General features: G+C 64.9%; 13 protein-coding genes and 1 pseudogene. 4 read left to right on the top strand and 10 right to left on the bottom strand.

Annotated features, from left to right (window positions below; all coding sequences use genetic code 11):
- Nucleotides 1–12: 12 nt before the first annotated feature.
- From scpA to XF30_RS27470, 8 genes are all read right to left on the bottom strand, one after another.
- Nucleotides 13–2,169, bottom strand: coding sequence for a methylmalonyl-CoA mutase (scpA, locus tag XF30_RS27505; protein ID WP_109145873.1), 2,157 nt, complete (start codon nucleotides 2,167–2,169; stop codon nucleotides 13–15).
- A 23-nt stretch (nucleotides 2,170–2,192) separates the two neighbouring features.
- A complete protein-coding gene (locus XF30_RS27500; RefSeq protein ID WP_057027174.1) occupies nucleotides 2,193–2,657 on the bottom strand; it encodes a GFA family protein in 465 nt (154 codons plus the stop codon).
- On the bottom strand, nucleotides 2,654–4,525 hold the full coding sequence (locus tag XF30_RS27495) for a methylmalonyl-CoA mutase family protein (RefSeq protein ID WP_109144400.1): 1,872 nt from the start codon (nucleotides 4,523–4,525) through the stop codon (nucleotides 2,654–2,656). The genes XF30_RS27500 and XF30_RS27495 overlap by 4 nt, the downstream gene beginning before the upstream one ends.
- 82 nt (nucleotides 4,526–4,607) lie before the next feature.
- A complete protein-coding gene (gene folK, locus XF30_RS27490; protein ID WP_036042932.1) occupies nucleotides 4,608–5,099 on the bottom strand; it encodes a 2-amino-4-hydroxy-6-hydroxymethyldihydropteridine diphosphokinase in 492 nt (163 codons plus the stop codon).
- A gap of 1 nt (nucleotide 5,100) precedes the next feature.
- Nucleotides 5,101–5,469, bottom strand: coding sequence for a dihydroneopterin aldolase (gene folB, locus XF30_RS27485; protein ID WP_036005989.1), 369 nt, complete (start codon nucleotides 5,467–5,469; stop codon nucleotides 5,101–5,103).
- The gene (gene folP, locus XF30_RS27480; RefSeq protein WP_109144399.1) at nucleotides 5,466–6,326 is read right to left on the bottom strand and encodes a dihydropteroate synthase; all 861 of its coding nucleotides are present in this window, start codon (nucleotides 6,324–6,326) and stop codon (nucleotides 5,466–5,468) included. Before folP ends, folB begins: the two co-directional genes overlap by 4 nt.
- 237 nt (nucleotides 6,327–6,563) lie before the next feature.
- Nucleotides 6,564–6,971, bottom strand: a complete 408-nt coding sequence (locus tag XF30_RS27475) for a DUF4332 domain-containing protein (protein WP_036005985.1) — start codon at nucleotides 6,969–6,971, stop codon at nucleotides 6,564–6,566.
- Nucleotides 6,972–6,995: 24 nt separating this feature from the next.
- The gene (locus tag XF30_RS27470; protein WP_036042934.1) at nucleotides 6,996–7,361 is read right to left on the bottom strand and encodes a hypothetical protein; all 366 of its coding nucleotides are present in this window, start codon (nucleotides 7,359–7,361) and stop codon (nucleotides 6,996–6,998) included.
- 337 nt (nucleotides 7,362–7,698) lie between these two features.
- Here XF30_RS27470 and XF30_RS27465 point away from each other — a divergent pair, with 337 nt between their 5' ends.
- The 3 genes from XF30_RS27465 (at nucleotide 7,699) to XF30_RS27455 (ending at nucleotide 12,244) form a co-directional block, all read left to right on the top strand.
- The gene (locus XF30_RS27465; RefSeq protein ID WP_057027177.1) at nucleotides 7,699–9,327 is read left to right on the top strand and encodes a helicase HerA-like domain-containing protein; all 1,629 of its coding nucleotides are present in this window, start codon (nucleotides 7,699–7,701) and stop codon (nucleotides 9,325–9,327) included.
- Nucleotides 9,328–9,497: 170 nt separating this feature from the next.
- Complete coding sequence (locus XF30_RS27460) at nucleotides 9,498–10,832, top strand: glycosyltransferase family 87 protein (RefSeq protein ID WP_244609032.1); 1,335 nt, start codon at nucleotides 9,498–9,500, stop codon at nucleotides 10,830–10,832.
- Nucleotides 10,833–10,849: 17 nt separating this feature from the next.
- A complete protein-coding gene (locus XF30_RS27455; RefSeq protein ID WP_036023170.1) occupies nucleotides 10,850–12,244 on the top strand; it encodes a M20/M25/M40 family metallo-hydrolase in 1,395 nt (464 codons plus the stop codon).
- A 307-nt stretch (nucleotides 12,245–12,551) separates the two neighbouring features.
- Here the strand turns inward: XF30_RS27455 and XF30_RS27450 are convergent, their stop codons facing one another.
- Nucleotides 12,552–13,331, bottom strand: a complete 780-nt coding sequence (locus XF30_RS27450) for a class II aldolase/adducin family protein (protein WP_036023172.1) — start codon at nucleotides 13,329–13,331, stop codon at nucleotides 12,552–12,554.
- Nucleotides 13,332–13,517: 186 nt separating this feature from the next.
- Nucleotides 13,518–15,167, bottom strand: a complete 1,650-nt coding sequence (locus XF30_RS27445) for a glycosyltransferase family 39 protein (protein WP_109144397.1) — start codon at nucleotides 15,165–15,167, stop codon at nucleotides 13,518–13,520.
- 329 nt (nucleotides 15,168–15,496) lie between these two features.
- Here XF30_RS27445 and XF30_RS27440 point away from each other — a divergent pair.
- Nucleotides 15,497–15,936, top strand: a pseudogene (locus XF30_RS27440) (DUF308 domain-containing protein); the annotation flags it as partial.

Below are 15,936 nucleotides of genomic sequence, written 5' to 3'. Positions count from 1 at the left end.
CCAGTCTATCATCTACTCCGCCGCCTCGCTATGCCCCAGCCGGGCGTTCAGCTTGCGGATCAGCTCCTCGGCGGCATCCGCGATCACCGTGCCGGGCGGGAAGATCGCCTCGGCGCCGGCGGCATAGAGCGCATCGTAATCCTGCGGCGGCACCACGCCGCCGACGATGATCATGATGTCGTCGCGGCCCTGCTTCTTCAGTGCGGCTTTCAGCTCCGGCACAGCGGTCAGATGGGCGGCGGCCAGCGAGGAGACGCCGAGAATGTGCACGTCATTCTCGACCGCCTGCCGCGCGGCTTCGTCGGCGGTGGCAAACAGCGGCCCGATGTCGACGTCGAAGCCGATATCGGCGAACGCCGAGGCGATCACCTTCTGGCCGCGGTCATGGCCGTCCTGGCCGATCTTGGCGACCAGGATGCGCGGGCGGCGGCCCTCGGCTTCCTCGAAGGCGTCGATCAGCGCCTGAACCTTTTCGACCTGGGTGCCCATGCTGGACGCCTCCCGCTTATAGACGCCGGTGATGGATTTGATCTCGGCGCGGTGCCGGCCGAACACTTTCTCCATTGCGTCAGAGATCTCGCCAACGGTCGCCTTGGCGCGGGCCGCATCGATCGCGAGCGCCAGCAGATTGCCGTTGCCTTCGCCGGCCGAGCGCGTCAGCGCGGCGAGGGCGGCATCGACCTCCTGCTGGTTGCGCTCGGCTTTCAGCCGCTTGAGCTTGTCGATCTGAAGCCGGCGGACATTGGTGTTGTCGACCTTCAGGATCTCGATTTTGTCCTCGTCGGTCGGCTTGTACTTGTTGACGCCGATCACCGCCTGCTTGCCGGCGTCGATCCGCGCCTGCGTTTTGGCTGAGGCCTCCTCGATGCGCAGCTTTGGCACGCCGGCCTCGATCGCCTTCGCCATGCCGCCGAGTTCCTCGACCTCCTGGATGTGGCCCCAGGCCTTGGCGGCGAGGTCGCGCGTGAGCCGCTCGACATAATACGAGCCGCCCCAGGGATCGATGATGCGGGTGGTGCCGCTCTCCTGCTGCAGGAACAGCTGGGTGTTGCGGGCGATGCGGGCCGAGAAATCGGTCGGCAGCGCCAGTGCTTCGTCGAGCGCGTTGGTGTGCAGCGATTGGGTATGGCCTTGGGTGGCCGCCATCGCCTCGACCGTGGTGCGCATCACGTTGTTGAAGACGTCCTGCGCGGTCAGCGACCAGCCCGAGGTCTGGCTGTGCGTGCGCAGCGACAGTGAGCGCGGGTCTTTCGGGTTGAACGGCTTGAGCAGCTTGGCCCAAAGCAGGCGCGCCGCGCGCAGCTTGGCAACCTCCATGAAGAAGTTCATGCCGATCGCCCAGAAGAACGACAGCCGCGGCGCGAAGCGGTCGACGTCGAGCCCTGCGGCAAGGCCGGCGCGCAAATATTCGACGCCGTCAGCCAGCGTATAGGCGAGCTCGAGATCCTGCGTCGCACCGGCCTCCTGCATGTGATAGCCGGAGATCGAGATCGAATTGTACTTCGGCATCTTTTGAGAGGTGTAGGCGAAGATGTCCGAGATGATCCGCATCGAGGGCGCCGGCGGATAGATGTAGGTGTTGCGCACCATGAACTCTTTCAGAATGTCGTTCTGAATGGTGCCCGACAGCTTCTCCGGCGGCACGCCCTGTTCCTCGGCGGCGGCGACATAGAGCGCGAGGATCGGCAGCACCGCGCCGTTCATGGTCATGGACACGCTCATCTGGTCGAGCGGAATCCCTGCAAACAGCGTGCGCATGTCGTAGATGGAATCGATGGCAACGCCGGCCATGCCGACATCGCCGCCGACGCGCGGATGATCCGAGTCATAGCCGCGATGGGTGGCAAGATCGAATGCGACCGAGAGGCCCTTTTGCCCCGCCGCGAGATTGCGGCGATAGAACGCGTTGGAATCCTCCGCCGTGGAGAAGCCGGCATATTGCCTGACCGTCCAGGGCTGGTTGACATACATGGTCGGGTAGGGGCCGCGCAGATACGGCGCGATGCCCGGATAGGTCTCGAGGAAATCGAGCCCGGTCAGATCAGCCTCGCCATAAGCGGGCTTCACCAGGATGCCCTCCGGCGTCAGCCACGGCTCGGCGCTGCCAGTGGGCGCGGCGGTTGCGGTCCGCTCGAAGGCGACGTCGGCGAAATTCGGAATGCGGCTCATGGCTTCAACCATTTCATAAGCGCTCAATCATGATCCGGATGCTGATGGCTGACGATGGTCGCCATCTTCTCCGGTCCGTAGTTCTGTTGCGTGGTCTGGCTCGGCAGATTGGCGATGCCGACCACCCAGCCGAGGCGGGATTCGATGCCGAACTGCCGCGTCGGCACGACCCGGTCCGGGCGATCGAAGGTACCGGTCATGATCTCGATGCGATCGCCGTCGATGCGGCCGAAGCTCAGCGGCGTGCCGCAGGCGGCGCAATAGCCGCGATCGGCGATCGAGGAGGAGCGGAAGAACGACGGCTTGCCCTTGGTCCAGGCGAAATCGGTCTTGTTGATGTCGGCCAAAGAGGCGAACGGCGCGCCGCTCGCCTTCTGGCACATCCGGCAGTGGCAGATCGAAATCCTGGTCGGCGCCGTCATGACCGCAAATCGCACGGCGCCGCATTGGCAGCCGCCGGTGAGAACGGGTTTGCTGGTGTCGGTCATCGCTGTTCCATCCGTCGGTAGGCGTCCTGCAGTGCCGCAAGCGCATCGCCTCCGGCGAAGACAAAGCCCGTGACGCCGGCGGCTCGCAGCGCCGCCTCGGCCTCGGCCGGCCGGCCCGCCAGGTAGATATGTCGCCCGCCGGCCACTTGCAGGGCCTTTGCCGCGGCTTCGGCGTGTTCCGCATAGACCTTGTCGCTGGAACACAGACAGGCCAGCTCGGCGCCGGAGGCCTTGAAGGCCGCGGCCAGCTTGGCCGGATCGGCAAAGCCCTCGCTGCCTGTGGCCTCAATGCCGCCCGCCTCGAAGAAGCTCTTCGCGAACGTCGCGCGCGCGGTGAAATCGGCGGGCGTGCCGAGATTGGCCAGGAACACCTTTGGCCGTGCGCCCCGCGCCTTCAAACTCGCGTCGGATTTGTCGCGCAGCGCCTCGAACGGTTCCGCGAGACGGATCGGAGGCAGCGCCTCAAACTTGTAGGTCTGTTCGCCGTAGGGTGGAAGCGCGATCGGCGCTGCCTTCAGGACAGTGGCTTCGCTCTCGTGCAGGTTCGGAAACTCGCTGGCGCCGGTCAGTATGTCCCGGCGCTTCGCGATATTGGCCTCGCGCGCCTTGCGCGTGGCCGCGACCTTGCTTTGGAACACACCCTGCTGAAGCGCCGCGAACGCGCCACCGGCGCTCTCGCTCTCCTGGAACAGGGCCCACGCGGCATCGCACAGCTGCGCCGTCAGAGTCTCGATGCCACCAGCCCCCGCCGCGGGATCGCTGACCTTGGCGAGGTTGCATTCTTCCAGCAGCAGAAGCTGCGTGTTGCGCGCCACGCGCCGCGCGAACGTATCGGGCAGGCCGAGCGCCAGCGTATGCGGCAGCACGGTGATGGCGTTGGCACCGGCCAGTCCCGCGGCGAAGGCCGCCATGGTCGCGCGCAGCATGTTCACGTAGGGATCGCGTTGCGTCAGCATGCGCCAGGCGGTATCGGCCGCGATGAACAGCGGTTTCGGCGTCAGCCCGCAAGCGGTCTCGATGCGCGCCCATAGCAGCCGCAGGGCGCGGAACTTGGCCATGGTCAGGAATTGGTCGGCATCGGCGGCGAGCCGCGCATAGACCATGTCCTGCGCGGCTTCCAGCGGAATGCCCGCGCCTTCGATCGCGCGCAGGTAAGCGACACCGCAGGCGAGCACGAAAGCGAGCTCCTGCACCTCCGAGCCGCCGGCATCATGGACCACGCGGCCGTCGGCGGAGGCGAACGGCCCCTTGAAGCCGAGCCCGGCGAGGCCCTTGATGGCGCCCGTAATCGCGGGGGCAATTTCGTCCCAGGTATAGGGGCTGTGGCCCCACACCGCGCCCGCCGCGAGCGGATCCAGCCCGAAGCGGATGTTGCAGGTGCCGGGATCGAGGCCGTTGCTCTTCACATATTCCGCGACATGGATCGCGGCCATCCGCGATTGCGGTCCGATCTCGAGCTCGATGCCGATGCCGGCGTCGAGGTGAATGTCTTTCAGGATCTTTGCCACCGCCTCGGCCGACGGTTCCAGGCCGAAACCGCGCGCGCCATTGGCGCCGGCGAACACCAGCGCGAGCCCGGTCGCACCGTTCTCCAGATCCTGCAGTGCCTGCGCATTCGCGATCCCCGCATCGGGATGGTCGATCCGCTGCACGACCTGCCACGGTGCGGCCGGCGGCCGGCCCATCACCGGCGCAACGCCCTTCGCGCGCGGATAGAGCGGTTCGATCTTGATGCCGTCATAGGTCTTGCCGACCAGCTTCTCGAACGGCGCGCCCTTCAGCACGCCGTCGACCAGCTTGCGCCAGTCCTCAGGCGTGGCCTTGGGAAAATCCGCCGCCAGCGGCAGGTCGTCAGTCACGGAGGTCATGCAGCGCGGGGCTCCCGAAACGTCTTGTTATTCGCAGGCGAAATTGCCACGGCGGACCGTTCCTGCAAACGGTTGTTTTTGGTTAACCGGTATCCGGAAGCCGCTCAATGCCTTGCGTCGAGACGCCGGCGAGCCCGTCACGCACACGAATGCCCGAGATCACGCGGTCAGGTGCGATTTCGGCCAGCGGCACCAGCACGAAGGCGCGTTCGAACAGGCGCGGATGCGGCAGCGTCAGGTCGGGCTTCCGCAAGGAGACATCGTCATAGGCGATCATATCGAGATCGAGCGTGCGCGGACCCCAGCGCCGCGCCTTGGTTCGCGCGCGGCCGAACTTCTGCTCGACTTTCTGCAGCACGAACAATAGCGCATGCGGATCGAGGCTGGTCTCGATCTCGATGCAGGCATTGATGAAGGGATCCTGGTCCTCGTCGCCCCAGGGCGGGGTCGTATAGTCGGACGAGCGCGCGATCAGCGCCGCCTGTGCCATGCCGCAGATATGAGCGATCGCCTTCTTGAACGTCGCGCGGACATCGCCGACATTGCCGCCGAGTGCGATCAGCACGCTCGCCATGCTAGGGATGCCGCGAGCGCGTCAGCACGATGCCGACATCGTCGAAGATCGCGGCGATCGGCGCGTGCGGCTTGTGCACGGTGACCTTCACGGCGCGGATGCGCGGAAAGTGCGACAGGATGGCATCGGCCACCGCGCCGGCCGCGCGCTCCAGGAGTTTGTAATTGGTGTTCTTGAACGCCGCCGTCGTCGTCGCCACGACATCGGCGTAGGACACCGTGTCCGCGAGCCGGTCGCTGCGCGCAGGCTCGGACAGGTCGGTATAGAGCTCGAGATCGATGACGAAACGCTGGCCGACCTCGGTTTCGTGATCCATCACGCCGTGGCGGGCATGGATCGACAGGCCGGTGACGAAGATCGTGTCGGTCATTGCTTGCTCTCGATGGCCTGTGCCACCCGCAGGGCCTGCAGGGTTTCGGCGACGTCGTGGGTCCGGATGATCTTGGCGCCGCGCTGCGCGGCGATCAGATGCGCGGCGATCGAGCCGGCGAGCCGCTCCGATGGTTCCGACGGCGACACCGAGGCGATGAAGCGTTTTCGCGAGGCGCCGACCAGGATCGGCAGGCCGAACATGTCGAGCTCGCGCAAGCGCGCCAGCGCGGTCATGCTCTGCTCGGCGGTCTTGCCGAAGCCGATCCCGGGATCGAGCACGATTTTTTCGCGCGCGATACCTGCCTTCGCGGCAATATCGAGCGAGCGCAGGAAGAATGTCTTGATGTCAGCGACGATGTCGATGGCGGGATCGACGCTGTCGCGGTTGTGCATGACGATGACGGGCACGCCCCTCGCGGCGATCAGCGGCGCCATGGCGGTGTCGTTTTGCAGGCCCCAGACGTCGTTGGCGATCCCCGCGCCCTGGTCGAGCGCGAAGGCCACCACCTCCGCCTTCATGCTGTCGATCGAGACGGGCACACCGAGCGCCACGACGTCCGAGAGCACCGGCTTCAGCCGCGCGAGCTCTTCCGCCGCCGTGACTGGCCGGGCGCCCTTGTAGGGCCGGGTGGATTCGGCGCCGATATCGATGATGTCGACGCCGGCGGCGACCATCGACCGCGCCCGCTCCAGCGCGCGCGCCGGCGCGACGAACTCGCCGCCGTCGGAGAAGGAATCCGGGGTGATGTTGAGCACGCCCATCACCGCAGGAAGCCGCCGGCCCACGAGCGTCCGCAGTGCGCCGATCCCGGCCGAGCCGGCCGGCGGGACGGAAGGGGAGGGCGAGGCATTCATGCGCGTGGCATTGCGCTGTCGGGCAGGGGGAGTCAAGACGGGATTGGGGCCATTCGCGGCCATTCCGATGCGTGCAGACGGCCGAGAGGATGCGATGTTCTTGCTCACCCTCCGTCATTGCGAGCGCAGCGAAGCAATCCAGACTGTCACCGCGGCAAGATTCTGGATTGCTTCGCTGCGCTCGCAATGACGATCTGGGAGCAGTGGTACCCAACCTCTCCAGCTTGGTCCGCAGCGCTAATACGTAATCTTCGGCGGCAGCTTCTTGGCCTTGGCGATGATGTCGCCGACCGACTTCTCGGAAGGCAGGACGCGGACCAGCTTCTTCTTCTCGTTGGCCTCGCGCATGCTCTGCGCCAACCTTGCCGGATTTCGATAGGCGAGCTCCCGCACCGTCGTGACGCCGGCGGCGCGGACGAGCCCGACCTTGGCCCTGCCCATGCCGGGGATGCGCATGTAGTCGGAGACGTTGGCCCATTCCAGCAATTGCTGCTCGCTGATGCCGGTCTTGGCCGAAAGCGCCTTGCGGCCCTTCACGGTGGACGCCGCCTCGAGCAGCGCGTCGGTGGTGCGGATTCCTTGCGCCTTCAACTTGTTGGCGGCAAAGGCCGGCAGGCCCTCAATCTCGGAAATCGGATATGTCATGATGCTCGATATGAAAAGCGTCGCTCAGGCGAACTGGCTGAGGCCCGGCGTCCCCGCGATGATCTTGCCCATCTGATCCGCTCCGATTTTGTCTCGCCCGTAGCGGAAAAGTTCACGGGCGACGTTTTGAATCTCGGACATGCCGAGCCCCAGGCTCATCAGGCGGGTGCCGACGGCCATCAAGCCGCCGCCCATCAGCCGCGACAGACCGCCACCGCTCTTGGAGGCTTCGATCGCAGCTTCCGCTCCGGGGATCTGGTCGATCAGGGCCTGCACACTGTCGGAAGGGCCCTCGTTGCGAAGGAAGGCCAGGATAATGCCGACGGTCTTTTCAGCGACAGCACCATCTATGCTGGCGTTTGTCGCCAGCCGTCCGATCAGCTCGTCCATAAGACCCCGCCCCTCAGCCGGTTTGCATGCCGGAATATTGCTTTCGAGAATGATCTTGAGCCGGTGTGACGTGAAATACAAGCGATGAACGCAGGCGCCGTCGCGAACGCGCGAAAAGTGTTGCCGCCGTGCAAGAGCCTAGAGCGAATCGCGAAAAATTGCCGCTATGCGAACGCCTCGTTGCTACTTTGGGCTGATCGCGTCCGTCCGGTCCGACAATGTCGCATGCGCAGGAGCCGCTGAACCGATTTAATCGGCGCACGAGATGCGTTAAACTGCGGAATTGGTGCATTCGGGTTTCGCGACGCGAAACTCGGCAGAAAGATCAGAGAGAATAATGACCGCACAGGACAGCAAGCTCGGCGATACCGACGACAAGATCTTCGTCGGCAAGGGAGACGAGCAGGCTTGGCTGACGCTTGCGCTGGCCAATCGCCACGGCCTCGTCACGGGTGCAACCGGAACCGGCAAGACCGTGTCGCTGCAAGTGATGGCGGAAGGATTTGCGCGCGCCGGTGTTCCGGTCTTCGCGGCCGACATCAAGGGCGACCTCTCCGGCATCTCGGAAGTCGGCGAGGCCAAAGACTTCATCCTCAAGCGCGCCGGCGAAATGGGTCTCAAGTTTCAGCCGGACCAGTTCTCGACCGTGTTCTGGGACGTGTTCGGCGAGCAGGGACATCCGGTCCGCGCCACCGTCACCGAAATGGGGCCGCTATTGCTGGCGCGGATGCTCGACCTGAACGAGGTGCAGGAAGGGGTTCTCAACGTCGCATTCCGCGTCGCGGACGAGAACGGCCTGCCATTGTTGGACATGAAGGATCTGCGATCGCTGTTGGATGCGATCGTGCCCGCCAGCGGCAAGAAGGGACCGGATGCTGAGGAAGATCCGTTAGCCGAGATCCGGAAGGCCGCGCAGAGCTTCGGCAATGTGAGCAAGGCGACGGTTGGAACCATTCAACGCCAGCTGCTGGTGCTGGAAAACCAGGGCGGAACGAAATTCTTCGGTGAGCCTGCACTGGAGCTGAAGGATTTCATGAAGACCGATAGCGACGGTCGCGGCATCGTCAACATCCTGGTTGCCGACAAGCTGATGGAGAGCCCCAGGCTCTACGCTACCTTTCTGTTGTGGTTGCTGTCGGAGTTGTTTGAGGAATTGCCGGAAGCCGGCGACCTGCCGAAGCCAAAACTGGTGTTCTTTTTCGACGAGGCGCATCTGCTGTTTAACGATGCGCCGAAGGCGTTGATGGACAAGATCGAGCAGGTGGTTCGTCTGATCCGCTCCAAGGGCGTCGGTGTCTATTTCGTCACCCAGAATCCGATCGACGTGCCGGACAAGGTGTTGGCCCAATTGGGCGGTCGCGTGCAGCATGCGCTGCGCGCCTTCACGCCGCGCGACCAGAAGGCGGTCGCCGCTGCGGCGCAGACCTTCCGGCCCAACCCGAAGCTCGACACCGCCAAGGTGATCACGGAGCTCGGCAAGGGCGAGGCGCTGGTGTCCTTCCTCGAGGGCAACGGCACGCCTTCGATGGTGGAGCGGGTGATGATCCGGCCGCCGACGGCGCGGATCGGGCCGATCACGCCCGAGGAGCGCAAGGCGATCATGAGCAGGAGCCCGGTGAAGGGCAAATACGATACCGCGGTGGATCGTGAGTCCGCCAATGAGATGCTGCAGAAGCGCGTAGCCGGCACGGCTGCGCCTGCCGACGCACAAAATGGTGGAGCCGGCGCAGGCGGCGGAATCCTTGGCCAGATCGGCTCGATCGTCGGCACCATCTTCGGCACCAACGTCAAGCGAGGTCGTCTGTCGACCGGCCAGGTCATTGCCCGCGACGTGACGCGATCGGTCACCAACCAGGTGATCGGCGGGATGGCCGCCAATATCGGCAAGTCGCTCGGCGGCCAGCTCGGCGGCTCGATCGGCCGTACGCTGGTCCGCGGCGCGCTCGGCGGATTGCTACGGCGTTAGGCAGAACGCCCGGTTTGAGGCAGTCGTCGTATCCGGTGAAGCTCTAGAACGTTGACCGTCGCCTGATATCTGCTCGTCCGAGCTACCACGGCGCACAAATTCAGGTGAAGGGCTCTGCAAGCCTTCGCCGGTCTGCTAGGTCCTGTGTCGTCGCCGCTCAGGACTACATCGTGACCCCGCCCGCCCCGTTGGCCAAGCCTGACGCACCCAGACGCCCGTCGCTGGGTGCGCCGCTGGATCTGCTTTTTCTGCTCTGCTGCGTCCTCCTGATCGCCGACGTGCTCGTCCCCGAGATTTTCGGCCGCGGCAAGACCAAGGACTACTCGCTCTGGTACTGGGCCGGACAGCAGGTCCTGGAGGGTGGGCCGCTGTATCCTTCCACGGCCGTCGAGCATTTCGATTTCATCTATCCACCGCTGCCGGCAATCCTGCTGGCGATCCCGAGCTGGTTCGGCAAGATCCCGCTCTATGTCGTCCTGTCGATCTTGAACGCCGTGGCGTGGTGGTACACCGCGGCGTTCTCCCAGGTCATGACCGGCTCGGACCGCGCGCCGAGTCGTTGGCTCGAGGCGCTGCCGGTCGTCGCCACCGTGACCTTCGTGTTCGACATGTTCGACCTCGGCCAGCCGAACCTCCTCCTGCTGGCGATGATGCTCTACGGCTTCTGGAGCTTGCGGCATCAGCGATCGTGGCTGGCCGGCTTCATGTTCGCGCTCGCCGCCGCCATCAAGGTGTTCCCGATCGCCGTGCTGCCCTATCTGGCCTGGCGGCGCAAATGGGCGGCCCTGGTCAGCGCGATCGTCTTCACCGGCATTCTTCTCTATGTCGTGCCGGCACCGATCCGCGGCTTCGAGCGCAACGCGGCCGAGCTGGCGACCTGGTACCAGGGCATGGTCGGGACCAGCTCGGAAAAGGGCTTTGGCCAGCGTGACGAGCAGAACTGGTCGTGGGTCAACCAGTCCCTCATTGCCGTCACGCATCGGCTGGTCCGGCCGATCAACTACAATCAGGACGATCCCAGCAAGCCGCCGCGCACCATGAATCTGATCGAGGTCGACTACAGGACGGCGAACTGGATCGTGCTCGCGCTGTCGGCGCTGCTCGGGCTCGGCTTTGTTGCGGTCATGCCGCGGCAAGCGCGGCGGACGGCGCGCTCGGATGCCGAAGAGCTCGGCATCTTGTTCTGTCTCATGACGGTCGCCTCGCCTCTGGCCCGGCAATACTATTTCATGTGGCTGTACTTCCCGGTGACGGTGTTGATGCATCGGGCCGCCTTCGACGAGCGAGCGCATGTGCGCCTGGGAACCTGGCTTGCCCTCAGTGCGGCCGGCATCCTCATGCTGTTGTCGCTGCCGTGGTTTCCGCTCGCCTTCCAGGCTTGGGGCAACAACCTCGCTGCGACCGCCATCCTCGCAGGGTGTCTCGCCTGGCACATCCGGCATCCGCCGCTTGCGGCTAGCCCTAAGGCTGCACCGGCGCTAAAACCCGGACCTCTTGAGACTTAACAATCAGGATAGCAATCATGGCCAACGCGCAGCTCCAATCCGTGCTCGACCACATCGACAAGGATTTCGATAACAGCCTGCAGCGCCTGTTCTCGTTGCTGCGGATCAAGTCGATCTCGGCCGATCCCGCCTTCGCCGATGATTGCAAGGCTGCCGCCGAGCATCTCGCCAAGGACATCGCCAGCCTCGGTGTTGCCACCGAGGTGAGGCCGACCGCGGGTCATCCCGCCGTCGTCGGCAAGACCGGCGCGGGCGGCCGGCCGCACGTGCTGTTCTACGGCCATTACGATGTGCAGCCGGTCGACCCGCTCGATCTCTGGCACCGTCCGCCGTTCGAGCCCGTCGTCACCGATCATGCCGACGGCCGCAAGATCATCGTCGCGCGCGGCGCCGAGGACGACAAAGGGCAGGTGATGACTTTCGTCGAGGCCTGCCGCGCCTGGAAGAAGGTGACGGGCTCGCTGCCGGTCGACGTCACCTTCCTGATCGAGGGCGAGGAGGAGGTCGGCTCGAAGAACTTCGTGCCCTTCATCGAGGCCAACAAGGACGAGTTCAAGGCCGATTACGTGCTGGTGTGCGACACCAGCATGTGGGACCGCAACACGCCGGCGATCACGACCTCGCTGCGCGGCCTGCTCTATGAAGAGCTCAAGATCACCGCCGCCAATCGCGATCTGCATTCCGGCGTGTTCGGCGGCACCGCGATGAACCCGATCCGCCTGCTCACGAAGATCCTGGGTGGCCTGTTCGACGACGACAACCGCATCACCATCCCCGGCTTCTATGACGGCGTGAAGGACACGCCGCCCGATATCCTGGAGCAGTGGAAGAAGCTCGATTTCACGCCCGAGACCTTTCTCAAGCCGGTCGGGCTGTCGCTCCCGGCTGGCGAGAAGGGCAGGCTGCTGGTCGAGCAGGCCTCGACGCGCCCGACCTGCGACGTCAACGGCATCTGGGGCGGCTATATCGGCGAGGGCTCCAAGACCGTGATCCCCTCGCATGCCTCGGCCAAGGTCTCGTTCCGCCTGGTTCAGGGCCAGGACCCGCAAAAGATCCGCAAGGCCTTCCGTGATTACGTGACGGCGCGCATTCCCGGCGACTGCAAGGTCGAGTTCGGCGACCATTCCGCCGCGCCCGCAGTCGCGCTCGACTGGACCATGAAGCCGCTCGCCGCCGCCAGCAAGGCGCTCGCGGAGGAATGGGGCAAGGAGACCGTGCTGATGGGCTCGGGCGCCTCGATCCCGATCGTCGCCGACTTCAAGCGCACGCTCGGCCTCGACTCGCTGCTGGTGGGGTTTGGCCTCGACGACGACAACATCCACTCGCCGAACGAGAAATACGACCTGCAGAGCTTCCAGAAGGGCATCCGCTCCTGGGCAAGGATCCTCGCCGCGCTGGCGGAGGTGAAATAGGCGCGGTGCGGTAGGGTGGGCAAAGGCGCAAAGCGCCGTGCCCACCATTTCTCCGGATGACGAAGGAAGAAGACGTGGGCACGCTTCGCTTTGCCCACCCTACGAGAGTATTCGCTACGAAGACTCTCTCCCGTCATTGCGAGCGCAGCGAAGCAATCCAGACTATCTCCGCCGAGGGATTCTGGATTGCTTCGCTGCGCTCGCAATGACGACTCAAACAAAAACGCCGCCCGGAATTGGGCGGCGTTTCATTCCAATACGTGCAGAGGTAGTTCGACGGAAACACTACCTCAATTTCGTGAATATCTCAAGACCGGTAGCCGGGATTGACGCGGTCGAGCTTGCGCAGCAAGGGCGGCCACACGAGGTTGTTTGCGCGCAGCTCGGCGCGGTCGCGGTTGGCGAGCAGCTCGGTGTTCTTCTCGATCGCGATATCGTCGACCGGATAGACCGGCGTGCCGAGCGCGCGCGTGCGCACCTGCATCGAGCAGGCGCGCTCGAGATGGTACATGCGCTCGAACGCGGAGGCGACCGAGCGGCCGACCGTCAGCGTGCCGTGATTGCGCAGGAGCATGTGGTTGTGGTCGCCGAGATCCTTCTGCAGCCGTGGCCGCTCCTCGTGGTCGAGCGCGATGCCTTCATAGTCGTGATAGGCGAGGTCGTGGGTGACGAGCTGGGCGGTCTGGTTCAGGGGCAAGAGCCCTTCCGCGCTGCTCGACACCGCGGTTCCGTCGAGGGTGTGGAGATGCAGCACGCAGATCGCGTCCTCGCGCACCTCGTGGATCGCCGAATGGATGGTGAAGCCGGCAGGATTGATGCTGTACTCGCTCTCGGAGAGCTGATTGCCGTGCAGGTCGACCTTGACGAGGCTGGAGGCCGTGATTTCCTCGAACATCAGCCCGTAGGGATTGATCAGGAAGTGATGGTCGGGACCGGGCACGCGCGCGGAGATGTGGGTGTCGACCAGATCGTCCCAGCCGTACAGCGCGACCAGGCGATAGCATGCGGCGAGATTGACCCGTTGCTGCCACTCCGCCTCAGTCATGTTGGAGGGGACTTCCCTCAGGCGGGCTTCTGCTGGCGACATGGCTGATCTCTCCGAACCTCGTTGTTGCGGAGGAGGAGCGTAGTACCGCTCGCCGCTGGCAGCAAGGCGCGTCGGGAGCGCGGCAGTTCAGCGTAGCCCGCATGGAGCGAAGCGAATGCGGGGCCGCTCGCGCGACACGGCAGGTCCCGGATTACGCTTCGCTCCATGCGGGCTACGGGGAGATGACTACGGTGCCGGGATCGACAGCAGGCTGGAAATGCCGCGCCCCCGGATGTCGTAGACGCGGGCGAACACCACGTCGTCGCGCTTGATCTCGACCATGACCGGGGCGGTGAGGCCCTTGCAGTAGAACTCGCCGAGCGTCATGGCGAAATCGGCCGCGTTGGAATCCCAGCCGATGGTGAAGTCGGGCCCGAGCGCCACCTGGGCCGGGCGCTGCGGACCGCACACCGCCACCTTCCATTTGCGGTTGCCGGGCGGCACTTCCTGGCGCTCGACGAGCTGCTCGCGCAATCCGTCGGAGGCCTGCTTCAAGGCGAGGCCCCAATAGTCCAGCATGAAGCGGTCGTCGGCGCCGCGCACGGTGCCGGCAATGTGGTTGAAGTGCGTGTATTGATAGGGGTGCAGCCGGATCATCTCGGCGAGCGACAGCGCAAGGCCGAAGCAGAAGGTGGCGAGCACGACCGGCTGCCAGGTGCGGTGATTGGCCCGCAGGCGCTCCATGGTCCAGGCGAAGGCGACGCCGCCGAGCACCGCCATCGGCGGGATCACGAAGACGAAATGGCGGATGCCGTTGTAGAGCGCCGGGCGCTTCACCATCGCGATCGCGAGCGGCAGGGTAGCAGCCAGCGTCAGCATCAGGAGGATGGTCTTGCGGCGTGCCGGAACCTCGCGCCGCGGCAGCATGGCGAAAGTGCTGACGATCGCACCGCCCATCAGAACCAGCATCACCTCGGGCAGCTGCAGGGCGAACAGCGTCGGCAGATACGACCAGGGCATGTCGGGCACCGACACGATCGCACCGTCGAACATCTCCTTCCATGGCTTCTCGAAGAAATGCGAGAAGTAGGTCAGCGCCGCCAAGGGATTGCCGGGCTCCATGATCGACCACGGCCAGATCAGGCCCATCACGAGGTAGCCGAGCACGAGGCCTGGCAGCAACACATAGACGACATGGGCGAAGCGGCGAACGGATTCGCGCGGACCTTCGGTGCGCAATTCCTCCAGGAACAGCGGCACGAAGCCGACCACGGCGTAGACCAGCGCGAGTCCGCCGAGAACACGGCAGCCGAGCGAAAGGCCGGCCCCCAAGCCGACGATCAGGATCGTGCGCGGCGATGGCTGCGGATATTCCTCGGCGAGCCGGACGAGGCCGAGCATCAGGACGACCATGGCGACCGCGAAGGGTGCATCCTTCGGGTTCATGAACATGTGGCCGTAAAAGGTCGGGCAGAGCGCAAGCAGGAGGAGGGAAGCCAGACCGGCAAGCGGTCCGCCGATGCGGCGGCCGAGCCGCCATGTCACGGCAAGCCCGATTACGCCGACGATGGCGCCGACCAGACGGCGGGTCTCGAACAGCTCGAGCGGAATGACCTTGTGCAGCAGGGCCGCGACCATGTCGAAGCCGCCGCCATACATGTAGAGATTGGCGAAGGAGAGCGCCGCGGTGTCCTTGAAGCCGGAACCGAACATGCGCAGCAGCAGCTCGGCATATTCGGCGTGGGTGTAGTCGTCCCAGCCGAGCCCGTAGTCGCGGAAGGTCAAGCCTGCAATGACGGCGACCGCGGCCAGCACCAGCATGGCGAGATCGTCGCAAGTCCGTTCGATCGAGCGCCGCTGAGGCGTGTCGATCGCCGAAGTCGTGATGGATGTCATGGCTATCGGTGCCCCGGAATCCCCTTTTGGCCCTGCTGGCGCGCGCGGGCCTCAACCCCGGACTCCCTATAGCGCAGTTCCATTACCAAGTAATTGGGCATTATGGCTAAATTCCTGATGCGACGCAGCAATTCCGGTTGGCACCCATTCAGATGACTTTGCGAGCAGCTTTAGCAGTAGCGAGCCCCGGCTGAAGGGAATGTGAATAAGTCCCTGATTTCCTTCCCTTTAGGAACACTGCCCAGAATTGGCCGTTGGCGTGGAACAGCGTATGACGGTATCGTGGCGTAGCGGTTCTCGCGCGTGATGCGCGGCCGGGGGTGAGTTCGATGAATTTGGCATTGCTGATCGTGGGGATTTGCGCCGTGCTGGCGGGTCTCCTCGCGGTGATTTTCGGCATGACGATCAGGGAATTCAGCCTCGGTGGGACTCTCATAGTCTCCGGCACCATTGGCGTCTGCTCCGGAATGTTACTGGTCGGCCTGCATCTGGTGCTGCTCGAGCTCAGGGGCATCGCACGCCGGCTGGCCGGTGCGGTCGCGCCATCCGAGGTTCGGGTCAGGCCCGCGCTGCCGGGCCTCGCTGTGCCTGGCGTAGTCGCGCCCGAGCCGGTGCCCGCTGCGGCGGTGAGAGCCGAGCCGGCGCCGCCGCCACCGCCCGCAAGTCCGCCGCCGTGGCAGAGCGAAGCTGCAGCGCGCGAGCGGCCGCGTGCCGAGTCACCGCAGCAGGAGCCGGAAGCCCCGACACCGCCTCCCGCTCCGGAAGCGTC

The organism is Bradyrhizobium sp. SUTN9-2 (assembly GCF_003122645.1).
GTDB classification, from domain to species: Bacteria; Pseudomonadota; Alphaproteobacteria; order Rhizobiales; family Xanthobacteraceae; genus Bradyrhizobium; species Bradyrhizobium yuanmingense.
Note: the sequence above shows the minus strand (reverse complement) of the source record. Positions and strands in the feature narration are given on the sequence as shown.

Excerpts from the sequence above, each read along its gene's own strand:
- XF30_RS27455 (WP_036023170.1), top strand. The coding sequence starts at position 10,850 with ATGGCCAACGCGCAGCTCCAATCCGTGCTCGACCACATCGACAAGGAT.
- folB (WP_036005989.1), bottom strand. The coding sequence starts at position 5,469 with ATGACCGACACGATCTTCGTCACCGGCCTGTCGATCCATGCCCGCCAC.
- scpA (WP_109145873.1), bottom strand. The coding sequence starts at position 2,169 with ATGAGCCGCATTCCGAATTTCGCCGACGTCGCCTTCGAGCGGACCGCA.
- XF30_RS27500 (WP_057027174.1), bottom strand. The coding sequence starts at position 2,657 with ATGACCGACACCAGCAAACCCGTTCTCACCGGCGGCTGCCAATGCGGC.
- XF30_RS27495 (WP_109144400.1), bottom strand. The coding sequence starts at position 4,525 with ATGACCTCCGTGACTGACGACCTGCCGCTGGCGGCGGATTTTCCCAAG.
- XF30_RS27450 (WP_036023172.1), bottom strand. The coding sequence starts at position 13,331 with ATGTCGCCAGCAGAAGCCCGCCTGAGGGAAGTCCCCTCCAACATGACT.
- XF30_RS27465 (WP_057027177.1), top strand. The coding sequence starts at position 7,699 with ATGACCGCACAGGACAGCAAGCTCGGCGATACCGACGACAAGATCTTC.
- folP (WP_109144399.1), bottom strand. The coding sequence starts at position 6,326 with ATGAATGCCTCGCCCTCCCCTTCCGTCCCGCCGGCCGGCTCGGCCGGG.
- XF30_RS27475 (WP_036005985.1), bottom strand. The coding sequence starts at position 6,971 with ATGACATATCCGATTTCCGAGATTGAGGGCCTGCCGGCCTTTGCCGCC.
- XF30_RS27445 (WP_109144397.1), bottom strand. The coding sequence starts at position 15,167 with ATGACATCCATCACGACTTCGGCGATCGACACGCCTCAGCGGCGCTCG.
- XF30_RS27470 (WP_036042934.1), bottom strand. The coding sequence starts at position 7,361 with ATGGACGAGCTGATCGGACGGCTGGCGACAAACGCCAGCATAGATGGT.
- folK (WP_036042932.1), bottom strand. The coding sequence starts at position 5,099 with ATGGCGAGCGTGCTGATCGCACTCGGCGGCAATGTCGGCGATGTCCGC.